This window comes from Bacteroidia bacterium, from assembly GCA_027493955.1.
In the GTDB taxonomy this organism is placed as follows: domain Bacteria; phylum Bacteroidota; class Ignavibacteria; order SZUA-365; family SZUA-365; genus JAOSJT01.
Genome location: JAOSJT010000001.1, coordinates 1546156 through 1559361 on the forward strand (window position 1 = coordinate 1546156; position 13206 = coordinate 1559361).

Below are 13206 nucleotides of genomic sequence, written 5' to 3' on the forward strand. Positions count from 1 at the left end.
CCCGTTTGTTGATAGATTCGGCAGACAGGAGAATCGGTGGCTGCGTAGTTCCCGATTCATTTATCCTATTCTAAAATACGCATCGTTGATCCTCGACGCATGAACATCGTATTACAAATACATTACAGTCTGTTCAGATTGTCCCGGAGCACAGGTCCTCTCGAGCTCTCGCCGACGAGGTGCCATCATGTGCGTACCGTCCTCGCCTTCTTCCGCATGCGTTCCGGGATACGCAGGGTGACCGGTTATCACTCCAAGGTTATTCCTGATTGCACATGTTCTCCCGTGTCCCTTCCCGCTGGCAAAAGCGCCTGTGGTATCCCCCATGATCACATTGTCGATAAAAAGAAAAGCGGGGTGGACACAGACGTATCCACCCCGCATCTTCGTACGTGTTGTTTACCGGAGCAGCAGCATCAGCCGCTCGCGGAGGAACTCGCGCTTGCTCGCCTGTGCTGTGGCGTGCATGCGGTAGAAGTAGCTGCCCGAGGGGACAGCGGTTCCGGAGTTCTCTTTCGCATTCCAGCGTGCGTAGTGCGTCCCTGCTTCGACGAGATCATCGACGAGAGTCGCGACCACCTGACCGAACGCATTGATCACGGTCAGTCTCACGTAGCTGGCTTCAGGCACATAGTACCGAATGGTCGTGGTCGGATTGAACGGGTTGGGATAGTTCTCGAACAACGCGTATTCGTCAGGGGCATGCGCGGGGGTGGTTTTCCGCGTGCCGAACGCCGGGTCTTCCGCGTCGGTATCACGGCCATCACTGGTCCGTCCACGTCCGTCACCGGAGCGCGCTGTTGCATTGTCCACCGGATCGTCTCCGGTGAAGCCCACGAGATTGATCACGCAGGAACCCTGACAGCCCGCATTGTACGGATTGTTCGGATTCCAGTTTGCATCGCGCACGACCAGCGTATAGGTCTGATTATCATGACACGGGACCGTGAAGGTCGGCGTGTTGATATTGCCGGGCGACCAGTGGTAGGTATATGGGGGCGTTCCACCGTGTACATTCGAGCTGATCGTGCGCGTACCCGTCACCGGATCGCACGGGGTAACGTCACAGATAACCACGAGTGGAGGCGGCTCGAATATTGAGATCTGTACGGTATCCGCGCAGTTGTTGACATCGCGCACAATGAATGTGTGCAGGCCCGCTCCGCGTATGTACGTGCCCGTACCGATATACCCCGGAGTGCCACCAGACGCCGTGACAGTGACGTTGGTCATACCACCGTTGCAGAGAATCGGCGTGGCGACGGCGGCTGCAACCAGAGGCGGGGGACCGACGATGCCGATGGATACGCTCGCGGTGCAACCGTTGGCGTCGGTCACGGTGAAAGTGTGTATGCCCTTCGGTCGGCTGAACGTCCCCGTGCCGGAGTACGGAGGCGTTCCTCCGGACGCCGTCACCGTCACCGTTGCATAATCATAGCTGCAGGTAAGAGGCGGAGCGGTAGCGGCAGCCTGCAGCAACGGGGGTTCGGTTATGGTAATCGTCGTCGTGGCTGTGCAGCCGTTCGAATCGGTGACGGTGAAGATATGCGTTCCGGCGGGCTTGCTGAATGCGCCAGTACCACTGTACGGCGGGGTACCACCCGATGCGGTCACAGTGACGGTCGTGGTGCCGCCATTGCACAATATCGGAGGAGCACTGGATGCCGGGATGAGTGGAGGCGGTTCACTGATGAGGATGTCGGTCGAGGCCGTACAGCCGTTTGCGTCCGTCACCACGAAGGTGTGGCGCCCGGGACCGCGAGCGGACACTCCGGTTCCGGAGTAGGGAGCGGTACCACCATACGCGGTTACCGTCACAGTGGCACTGTCACCGTAGCACAATATCGGCGTGGCAAACACCGAAGCGTGCAGCTGTGGCGGCTCCGGAACAACGATGGTGACCTGGGCGGTGCAGCCATTCGCATCCGTAACGGTAAACGTGTAGGTTCCGGCGGGTCGCGTGAAAACACCCGTTCCGGAGTAACCGGGCGTACCGCCCGTGGCGCTCACAGTCACGTTGCTGTGGCCGCCTTTGCAGAGAATCGGCGTAGCGGTGGCTACTGGTACTATGGGCGGCGGCTGCGTAATCGTGATGATCGTGCTGTCTTCGCAGCCGTTGGCGTCGGTTACCACAAAAATGTGCGTACCGGCGGGACGACTGAAGTTGCCGATCCCGCTGTATGGCGGTGTACCACCGGTGGCGGATACCGTAACCGTGGACGTGCCACCGAAACAGAGAATCGGGGTTGCGGTGGATGTCGCCACCAGCAGCGGTGGTTCAGTGATTGTGACCGCCGCAGTGTCCACGCATCCGTTCGCGTCGGTGACAATGAAGAGAAACGACCCGGGTCTGCGACCGAAGCGGCCAACACCGGAATATGGCGGTGTACCACCCGTTGCGGTGATATCCACGATGGACGTGTCTCCAAAGCAGAGAATCGGCGTTGCGCTCGCATCGGCCACAAGCTGCGGAGGTTGTGTAATGGTGATGGATGCGCCAGCGGTGCAGCCGTTGGCATCCGTCACCGTGAAGACGTAGGAACCCGCCGCACGTCTGACGGTTTGCACGCCGATATACGGCGGAGTTCCTCCGGTAGCGGTTATGGTGATCGTCGCGCTGTCGCCATGGCAGAGAATCGGCGGAGCGCTTGCAGTAACGACAAGTGCAGGTGGCTCAGTGATGGTTACGGAGGTGACCGCGCTGCAGTTGTTCGCATCAGTCACGACAAAGGTATGCGTGCCGGCCCTGCGGCTGAACAGCCCCGTTCCGGTGTACGGCGGAATACCGCCGGAAGCCGTAACGGTAATGGTGGTATTGCCACCATTACAAAGAATTGGTGTCCCACTCGATGATGCAACCAGAAGCGGCGGTTCCGTGATCGTTACTGTGGCGGAAGCCGTACAGCCATTGGCGTCGGTGACGACAAAAGTGAAGTTGCCCGCGCCACGGACAAAAGTCCCGGTGCCGGTATAGGGCTGTGTGCCGCCGTACGCGGTAACGGTGACCGTCGAGCTGTCACCCTTGCAGAGTATGGGTGTCGCGAAGGCCGAGGCGTTGAGCAACGGCGGATCGGGAATGCTGATCGTCGTTATCGCCGAGCAACCGTTCGCGTCGGTAACCGAGAAGGAGTATGTGCCGGCTGAACGTGTGTACACTCCGGGACCGCTGTACGGGGGGGTACCTCCGGTGGCGGTGACGGTGATCGTGGTAAGTCCTCCATGACACATGATCGGGGTCGCGGTCGCGGCAGGTAGCAGTGCGGGTGGCTGCGGAATTACAACTACTGTCGTATCCGTGCAACCGTTGGCATCTGTGACGGTGAGAACATGTGTGCCCGCCGGACGACTGACGTTGCCGACACCGGTGTACGGCGGAGTACCGCCCGTCGCGGTGACGGTAACGGTGGACGTGCCTCCGAAGCACAGAATCGGTGTGAAGCTCGCATCGGAGACAAGTGCCGGCGGTTCGGTGAGCGTCACTGAAACAGTGTCCCGACAGCCATTCGCGTCCACGACGATGAAGTCGAAGTTACCCGGACGACGCTTAAAGGATCCGATGCCGGAGTATGGAGGAGTTCCTCCGTTTGCGGTGACGTCCACTGTCGCGGTATCTCCGTTACAAAGAATCGGCGTGATATTGGCGACGGCGACAAGTTGCGGCGGCTGGACAACGGAAACCTGTGCAGTCGCGGTGCAGCCGTTCGCGTCCGTGACAGTGAATGAATACACACCCGCTACTCTGCGGAACGTCCCGACGCCGGCGTAGGGTGCGGTACCTCCCGTTGCGCCAATGGTCACCGATGTGGTGTCGCCATTGCACAGTATCGGAGGCGCCGAGGCCGTGATTCCCAGTACCGGCGGTTGCGTGATGGTGACGGAAACGGACGCGGAACAATTGTTCGCGTCGCTCACGGTAAAGGTGTACGTACCGGCGGCACGGATAAACGCGCCCGTCCCGGTGTAGGGTTGTGTCCCGCCTGTCGCCGTCACGGTCACTGTTGAAGTCCCCCCATTGCATGTGATGGGAGTCGCAATAGCGCTCACGGTCAATGTCGGCGGTTGAGTAACGGTCACGGCCGCCGTAGCGGTGCAGCCATTGGCATCAGTGACAGTGAAGGTGTACGAACCGGCGGGACGTGCAAACACGCCCGTGCCGCTGTAGGGAGCTGTCCCGCCCGAAGCTGTGACGGTTATGGTGGAATTTCCTCCGTTGCACGATACCGGCGTCGCGTTTGCGACAGCTGCCAACAGCGTGGGTTCTGTTACGGTGACAGACGCCGTCGCCGTACAATTGTTGGCATCGGTTACGGTGAAGGTGTAGTTGCCGGCCGGTCGGTTGAACACCCCGGCACCACTGTACGGCGGCGTGCCGCCGCTTGCGGTAACGGTAATGGTGGACGATCCTCCATGACAGAGTATCGGTGTACCGCTGGCGGCTGCATTCAATGCCGGGGGTTCGGTGATGTTGATGGATGCGATACCCTGACAGTTGTTCGCGTCCGTCACGGTAAAGGTGTAGTTGCCCGCTCCGCGCACGAAAGCGCCCGTGCCCGTGTAAGGTGGTGTGCCTCCCGTCGCCATAACCGTGACTGTCGTCGTACCGCCGTTGCAGAGAATCGGCTGCGCGGTCGCGGTCGCGACGATAGCGCTCGTCGATACGACGGTGACAGTCGCCGAGGCGGTGCAATTATTCGCATCCGTTACCACAAACGTGTACGTGCCTTGCGGTCTGCTGAAGACGCCGGTGCCGAGATACGGCGGGGTACCACCTGTGGCGGCAACCGTGATAGTCGCGTTCCCGTTGTTACACGCTGCGGTAGTCGCACTTGCGGAAGCACTGAGCAGCGGCGGCTGGATGATGCTCAGTGAAGCGCTTGCGCTGCAACCATTCGCGTCTGTGACGGTAAAGGTGTACGTCCCTGCAGCACGGCGGAATACACCCGTGCCGCTGTAGGGTGCGGTACCACCCGTTGCGGTAACGGTCACCGATGTGGTGTCGCCATGACAGAGAATATTCTGCGCGGTCGCGGCGACATTCAGCGCCGGCGGTGCGGTAATGGTCACCGAGGTTACCGCCGTGCAGTTATTCGCATCGGTGACGGTGAAGGAGAAGTTACCTGGTCCACGCACGAAGGCACCCGTACCGGTGTAGGGCGGTGTGCCCCCGCTTGCGGCCACGGTGACTGTGGAATTGCCGCCGGTACAGAGTATCGGGCTCGCGTTTGCTGTTGCAAGCAGAGTAGGTGGTTCAGTAATGGTAACCGTGGCGGATCCTGCGCAATTCGCCGCATCCGTTACAATGAACGTGTACGTTCCGGCGCCGCGACTGAATACCCCTGTTCCGGTGTACGGCGGGGTACCGCCCGTCGCGGAAACAGTGACCGTGGAACTGCCGCCGCCGCAGGTGATCGGTGTAGCTGTGGCCGTGACGCTGACAGCCGGTGTGCCGGTAACAGTGACCGAAGCAATCGCGCTGCAGTTATTCGCGTCGGTAACGGTGAATGTGTACGTACCGATCGTCCTGCTGAAAGTACCTGTGCCAACATATGGCGGCGTACCTCCTGCGGCCGTAACCGTGACGGTGGAAATGTTGTTACCGCATACGATCTGTGTCGCGCTCGCCGAAGCCGTCAATTGCGGCGGCGCGGTGATCGTCAATGCGGCCGAGCTCGCCGTGCAACCATTCGCGTCTGTCACGGTAAAGCTGTAGGTGCCCGCTCCCCTGCTGAACACACCGGTTCCCGTGTAGGGTGGCGTACCGCCCGTCGCGGTGACGGTGACGGTGGACTGTGTACCGTAGCAGTTGATCGGTGTCGCGCTGGCAGCGACGGTGAAGGTCGGCGGTTCGGTAATCGTCACAGTGGCCGTACCCACGCAATTGGCGGCGTCGGTCACGGTGAAGGTGTATGTACCGGCAGTGCGGGGAAACGTCCCCGTGCCGGTAAACGGTGGCGTGCCGCCCGTGGCGGACACGGTAACAGTGGACGTACCACCCGGACAGAGAACGGAAGTCGCGGTCGCGGCCACGTTCAGTTGGGGTGAACCGGTCACCGTGGCTGTCGCCACCGCGGTGCAATTGTTCGCGTCGGTGACGGTGAAGTTGTAGGTACCGGGCGCACGGTTGAAGGTGCCCGTGCCCGTGTATGGAGGTGTTCCGCCGGTCGCGCTCACGGTCACAGCGGCCGTACCGACTCCGCACGCCGCGGATCCGGAAACGCTCGCCGAAGCAGCAAGTGTCGGTGGTTCGGTGATCGTCAGCGAGGCCGAGCTCGCCGTGCAGCCGTTCGCGTCCGTGACGGTAAAGGAATAAGTACCAGCAGTGCGTGAAAACGTCCCTGTTCCCGTATATGGCGGTGTGCCGCCCGTCGCGGTGACGGTGACGGTGGATGTGCCTCCGCCGCAAAGAATCGGCGTGGCGCTGGCAGAGACATTGAACGTACCGGGCTGCGTGATGGTAATCTGCGTTGTTGCCGTGCAGCTATTCGCGTCACTGATCGTGAAGCTGTAGCTTCCCGCCGGGCGTGTGAACGTTCCCGTACCGCTGTACGGCGGCGTGCCGCCCGAGGCGGTAATCGTCACCGTAGATGTGCCGCTGGGGCAAAGAATGGGAGTAAAGGATGCATTGATGCTGCATGGCGGGGGTTCCGGTATGGTCACCGACGTGGCGGCGCTGCAACCGGAAGCATCGGTAACAATGAACGTATGCTTGCCGGCGCCGCGATTGAATTTTCCCGTTCCCTGATAGGGAGCACGGCCTCCATGACCGGTCACGGTCACTTCAGACGTACCGCCATGACAGAGGATGGGTGTCGGACTTGAGGAGGCGCCCAAGCCATTCACCAGTACCGGGAAGGGACAGGTGACTGTCTGCGTCCCGTTGCTCACCGCCACCGTCAGCACATATCCACCGGCGTTTGCACCGGCATGAACGGTAACCGACTGCCCTGTCGCGGAGCCGACGATGCTCGCGCCGCTCGTGTTATTCGTCAGTGTCCATGCGTAGGTATAGCCCCTCATCGAGGTATTGAAAGCGTATACGTTTTGCGAGTTCACACAAATGATGTCGGGTCCGCCGACGTTGCAGGCAATATTCAGCGCAACGGCATTCCCCATAATCTGATTGTCCCGCCTTCCGAGAGATTTGCCATCGAGCTTTCCAAGGGAAACATGATACGATCCGCCGCTGATGCTCCCCGCTCCGAGTCCCGGTCCATAACCGATGCCGGAACCGGCGGACGCGACATCCTCTCCCATCGCCAGGTGTGTCGCCATCTCCACGAGAATGGACGTGGAGGTGGATGTCCATACGAGTGTGTATTCAGCGTCAGCATCCTTGCCGGATGTATAACCATTGAACACAAGAGAAGCCGCGAATATCGGCGCGTTCCCGTACAGTTTTATCGTCCTGTTTCCGAACGTCGTCTCATAATTTGCGATACTCGATGCAATGGAATGCGAGAGGAGGCTCCCCATCGCATCCGGGACATTAACCGTAAAGCTGTGCGTTCCCGCACGAATAGTATTGCATAGCGACGACAACGACGCAGGCGGCCCCATCGCCGCACCGCACTCGTTCAGATTGACCAGCGTGGTCGGACCGGCGATGGTGCTGGCCGCGGTAATTGCCTGATCATAAGAGGTCAGAAAATCGTACGCGTGCTTCCCATTCTTCGTCGCTTTGTGACTGAACGTAAGCATATGGATATTTCCGGGACTCGCCGGAATATTCGTCAGCATCAGGCGCTGCGGTACGGACATCCCCTCATAGTACGCGGAGTTGTTTCTCTGCACGATGGAATTGACCCAGTGCACATCTCCGAGCTGGTAGGGGCGATCATTGTTCGCAGCTTGTCGGAAGTCCACAGTCAACGACTGGGATACGGCAACCACGCTCCAGAACAGCAACAGCAGCAGGAATGTGGGCAAAGTTCGTCTCGAAAACATCATGGCACACCTCGTCCATTCATAGGGAATTCAGTTCGCAGGCTTGATATCGGTTCTCGCTGGCAGTCGAGCCCGGATCATGATGCAAATTAGAGAGGCCACCTTTCGGGAGAATGAACTCTACATTACAAACTGCTGACGAATTCCTTACAGACGTGAAAGGTGAGTAGGGAGCGGCGTATCTGGTGGCGGGGATAACGGGGTTTTTCCATGCGAATTGGCGGGTTGCGTCGTTCAAAGCAGAGCTTCGACGGCGATACCGCTATGGAATATTTTTCACTCTCCCCTCTACCGAGGTCAGGCCGTACAAGAACATCTATCGTGATTATGCTGATTTTTTTATCTTTTATTGCCGGCACGCTTCGCCAATACGCCTCACCTTTCCGGATTTTTCTGACGCATGTACCTGGTGTACATTGCTTTCGGAGGCATCAACATGAAATCCGATCGAGTCCTTTCTGTTGTCATCCCCATGTCCGCCGCCCTGCTTGCAACCGCAGCGGCTATAGCCGGTGTGTTTTTTCGCGGCGACGGTAACTACGTTTCCGTCACCAGCGTGCGCGGCGAAACCTACGACATGGCGGTCAACGGCGTATACGCGAACAACGCTCTGCGTGTGGTCGCGGAAGGCGTCGGCTGGGACATATTCACCCTCGCGATTGCGGTACCGGCGCTGTTATTCACTCTGCCAGGGGTGTACCGCAACGCGATGCGAGCCCGGCTCTTTGCCATTGGTATTCTTGGCTATCTCAGTTATCAGTATCTGATGTATGCGCTGACCTGGGCCTTCGGTCCCCTGTTCCTACTCTTCATCGCGGTGCAGACTGTCAGCCTTGTTGCCCTGGTGTATCTGCTCGCGCGTATTGATCTGCCTTCCCTCGCGGCTGGCATCGGCAAGCACTTCCCCGCCCGCGGGATGGCCCTGCTCAGCGGGCTCATGGCGCTTCTGCTTACAGGCATGTGGGTGACGCGCATTCTCGAAGTGCTGAAGCATGATTCAGGCCCGGAGCTCTTCGGAATGACCACAATGACGGTACAGGCACTTGATCTTGGAATCGTCGTGCCGCTTGCACTGTTCACCGCCGTGCTCGCCTGGCGCCGCAGACCCTCCGGCTACCTGCTCTGCTCTGTCGTGGTGGTTAAATCCTTCGCGATGGCCGCGGCTATTTGCGCCATGCTGCTCTCCGCCTGGGCGGTGGAAGGCGCAGTGGAATTACCGCCGCTCATCATCTTCGCCGCGGCGGCTGTGGCGAGCGCCTGGCTGGGTGCGAGAATGTATGCGAATATTGGGATGGATATCGTCGAATAGTGTCGGGCAGCATCGCCGGTCGGCCTGTATAAGCGAATCGAGGGGTACTGAACGTCGAGGTTCCCCAATCTCATCGCCGGGATGAAGTTGTAATGAAGCGATTCGTAGCAGTCGCTGGTATCAGAACTGACCGTACCAATACCTCCGGAAGTCGTTCACCCTTCCCTTCAACGGACGCCCGGACCACTCGGCAAATTCTTCGTCGTACTCGCTGCAAAATTTCTCGAGCACCGCCATCACAATCTCCTTGGACGGATCGTCTTCAAGCAGGCCTGCGGTCTGTTCGAAGGCGAAAATCGTCTGCTGCATTTTCATGATATCCCGTTCCAGGCTGCGACGTGCATAATCGGGATTAACGGTGAGGAGAGGCGCAATCGGCAGGTATCGTGGGTGATTCCGAAGTTCCCTTAACTCAGCTTCCAACTGATTCACCTGTTCCCGCAGCGAATGGTTGTACATCGCCAGTGTTTCGTCAGGCAGAAAGTTGATACGCTCGGCGCCGCGTTCCATTTCGATCATCTCGATGCGGAGCAGCGCCTGCAAATCCTGATTCTGATAGGCCACGGTCACGGTCTTCATCACGTCGTCCCGGCGAAGGCGCTCGGCTTCGTCCAGAGTCGTGTCTGGGTGCAGTGCCTTTGCGATATTCAGGTACACTGTGCGTATGCTGCGCTTGACGCGCTCCGAATGCGCTTTCTCCGCCAATTCCGCCTGAATATCTTTCGCGATGTTTCTTGCCTGCCGCGGGTCGTCCCTGTTCATTTCGGAAAAGTGTTGTTCAAATTCCGCGGCGAAACGTGCGAAGCTTTCCTCGCTGTCTTCCATGTCGCCGAGATCCATGTCTATTCCGAACGCCTCCCGGAATCCCTGCTCCATCGCGTCCTTCATTTCGTCGAACTCTTGTTGCGCGGTTTCACGCAGCGAAACGCCGTTCCATCGGTCAAACACTTGTTCTCCCGCCTCCGTCGCTTCTATGACCGAGAATGCTTCGCGCAGCAACGTGATAATGGTGAATCGCAGCTTGAGACTCTGCACCTTCCCATAAGTGAAGCGCTTCCCCGCCCTGTCCAACGCGAGTGCGACATCGAGTTGCCATTGTGCGAAACTCGCGTCGAGTCCGGGCATTTCGCGCGACCAGTCCTCGAGCAGCTCATCATAGAGCATTGTATTTGTCTGCAGCTGACGTTGCACTTGCTCGATGCGCTTCGTCAGGCGGTTGAACTCGTTCTGCGCCTTGCTCAGCTTCTTGCGATTGCCTTTACGGATGGCCAGTCCCGCGTCGTTCTTACGGGCGACGTCCTTGAACGCTTCTTCATCGAAAAGGGAGTAGTTGGGGTCTTGCATGGGGGATTGATCGTAGTGGGAGTGTCATGATTACAATAGAGGAGAACTGTGCAATCCTTGGAGCTGCATCGGATGCATGCGGTCGTATCCACACCATACCCGGACTGCGCAGGTACGAACGCAAGCGCAGCACTCGCAGAATATAGATGCAAGACTTGGAAAGAGCAATCGGTATCGAATGAGGAGCTGCCGGACATGAGGAGATGCCTGACTGAGTTGCGGACAACGTCTTCTCCGCGCAATCCCTTGCATTGTTCTCAATATTTTCATAACTTTTTGTATTAAGTGCAGCATGTCTTTCATGCCGCCATACGAAGCCTGACTCCTCTCTTCGTAGCTTTTCGTTGGTCGGACGCGACACTCCACCCTCACAGTGCGGCGTAACCGGCTGTTTATCCACATACAACCTTCAAGGCATCAACATGAATCACAACGCTACTTGTGTTTTCAGGTATCTGCCGTTCATCGCCTGCCTGATGTTCGGGCTCACGTTTGTGCCGGGCACCGCCCATGCACAATTCCGCAGCGTCACATCGGGAGATTGGAACAACCCGCTTACCTGGGGTAGCCTGGCCGGCCTCCCCGGTCCGTCGGACGCAGTGCAGATCCTGGCGGGCCATACGGTAACCGTCACGCCCGGCAGTCCCGGTTGCAATCAGTGCCGCACTCTCACCGTCGGACGCAGCGTCGGAAACGCCGCACTTGTCTTTGCATCAGGATCCGCTCTCACGGTGGCGGACTCCGTCACCATCGGCGGCGGCTCTACCGGCGAAGTCGGCATTATCTCGTTCGCGAACGGCGGCACGCTGATTACCCCGCAAATACTTCCCGGAAATTCCGGCGCCGCGCAGTGGGTAGCGGGGACGGGCACCGTACAATTCACGGGCACCTGCAATGTGGTGATGTCATCGGATCTGTTCAACAGCTTTCACCACGTGATTATAGACAAAAGCAACGGCACCGTGTCGGTGGATCGCGACATTCTCGTCAGCGGCAACTGGACGGTGAATTCCGCGTTCGATCCGCAAACCTTTACGGTCACCTTCAACGGGAGCAGTACTCAGACCATCGCCGGCTCCATTCCCGCGACGTTCAACAGTCTGGTGAACAGCGGCGCGGGGCTCACGCTCGCGCAGGATGTTTCCCTGAGCGGCGACTGGACGAATCATGCCCCGGTCTCCCCTGCGACGCGGTCTGTAAGCTTCGTCGGCGGCACCTTCCAGCAAATCGGGGGCAGCCTCACCCCACAGTTTCATCACCTTGTGAACGACAAAACGGGATCCGCGCTCGTCGTCAACGTCAGTCTCTCACTCACCGGAAACCTCACCAATAACTGGGCGCTGTCATTCACCAGCGGAACGGTGGCCTTCAACGGAAGCACGAATCAGACCATCGGTGGATCCTCTCCGCTCACGCTCCCCGCCGTCACACTGGATAAACCAGGGGGGACCCTCACACTCGCCGATCATTCAACGACCATCACCGGGCTTCTGACACTCTCGAACGGAAAATTCCTCATTGGTGACAACAATGTAACCGTCGGACAGATCGCGGGAAGCGGCGGATCGGCTGCCAGCTATATTTGCACGGACGGGAATGGAATGCTGACGCGCTCCGTCAACACCACGGACGTGCTGTTCCCCATCGGTACTCTCAGTGGTTACAATCCTGTGAAAATCAATAATGCCGGTACACGTGACGTTTTCTCCGCCCGTGTCCGCGAAGGCCTCACGAACGCTCTACCGAACAACGCCTATGTGAACCGGGAGTGGAATATCACGGAAGCCGTACCGGGAGGCAGCAACGCACAACTCACCTTTCAGTGGAATACGGCGGACGAACTCTCCGGGTTCGGTCGCAGTCTGGGACTATCCGTCTTCCACTATGCCTCGGGTTGGTCGCAAACCTCCGCCACATTCACGGATCTCGGTTCCGGCGTGTACAGCGCGACCGCCGGCGGATGCAGCAGCTTTTCGCCTTTCACCGTCGGCAATCCCGGCGCCCTTCCCGTCGAACTCACCTCCTTTACCGCACGCTATGTAAATGAGGAGGTGCGCCTGCAGTGGAGCACGGCCACAGAGCTGAACAACTACGGTTTCACGGTTGAGCGCTCGACGGACGGCACGGTGTGGCAGGATGTCGCCTTTGTGCATGGCGCGGGCAACTCCAACAGTCCCAAACGGTACAGCGTCACGGACGGCGCCCGTGATCTGCCGCGCAAGGGTGAAGTGGCCTACCGGCTTCGTCAGATCGATCGCGACGGAACGACCGAGCATTCGAAGACGGTGTACGTGCGTCTTGGCGCCGCTCCGACGTCCATGACGCTCTACCCGGCGTATCCCAATCCCTTCAATCCCTCCACGACGTTGAGTTTTTCCCTTCCCGAAAGCGCGACGCTCTCCGTGCGGGTGTTCAACACATACGGTCAGCTCGTCGCCGCGCTTCACGAAGCGACGCAGATGGATGCGGGCTTCCATACGCTCGATGTCAATGGCGCCGGTCTGCCCAGCGGAGTCTATTTCGTGTGTTTCGAGACCGCGGATCGCACCTTGCAGCAGCGCATCGTACTCAGCAAATAACATCCGACAGGCGATGAAAAAAGGCGGGGC

Annotated in this window: 4 protein-coding genes; 2 read left to right on the forward strand and 2 right to left on the reverse strand. The window is 59.0% G+C overall.

Features of this window, described 5'->3' with window-relative positions; translation table 11 throughout:
• Nucleotides 1-399: 399 nt before the first annotated feature.
• Nucleotides 400-7947, reverse strand: coding sequence for a hypothetical protein (locus M5R41_06185; GenBank protein MCZ7555975.1), 7548 nt, complete (start codon nucleotides 7945-7947; stop codon nucleotides 400-402).
• 433 nt (nucleotides 7948-8380) lie between these two features.
• Between M5R41_06185 and M5R41_06190 the strand changes: the two genes are divergently transcribed.
• Nucleotides 8381-9253, forward strand: coding sequence for a hypothetical protein (locus M5R41_06190; protein ID MCZ7555976.1), 873 nt, complete (start codon nucleotides 8381-8383; stop codon nucleotides 9251-9253).
• A gap of 120 nt (nucleotides 9254-9373) precedes the next feature.
• On the opposite strand, the gene M5R41_06195 is transcribed toward M5R41_06190, so the two are convergent.
• Nucleotides 9374-10597 (reverse strand): hypothetical protein, encoded by a 1224-nt coding sequence (locus tag M5R41_06195; GenBank protein MCZ7555977.1) that lies wholly within the window; start codon nucleotides 10595-10597, stop codon nucleotides 9374-9376.
• A gap of 422 nt (nucleotides 10598-11019) precedes the next feature.
• Between M5R41_06195 and M5R41_06200 the strand changes: the two genes are divergently transcribed.
• On the forward strand, nucleotides 11020-13176 hold the full coding sequence (locus tag M5R41_06200; protein MCZ7555978.1) for a T9SS type A sorting domain-containing protein: 2157 nt from the start codon (nucleotides 11020-11022) through the stop codon (nucleotides 13174-13176).
• The last annotated feature ends 30 nt before the right edge of the window (nucleotides 13177-13206 follow it).

What these genes read in the sequence shown, in the direction of transcription:
- M5R41_06190 (MCZ7555976.1), top strand. Translation starts at nt 8,381, where the DNA reads ATGAAATCCGATCGAGTCCTTTCTGTTGTCATCCCCATGTCCGCCGCC.
- M5R41_06185 (MCZ7555975.1), bottom strand. Translation starts at nt 7,947, where the DNA reads ATGATGTTTTCGAGACGAACTTTGCCCACATTCCTGCTGCTGTTGCTG.
- M5R41_06195 (MCZ7555977.1), bottom strand. Translation starts at nt 10,597, where the DNA reads ATGCAAGACCCCAACTACTCCCTTTTCGATGAAGAAGCGTTCAAGGAC.
- M5R41_06200 (MCZ7555978.1), top strand. Translation starts at nt 11,020, where the DNA reads ATGAATCACAACGCTACTTGTGTTTTCAGGTATCTGCCGTTCATCGCC.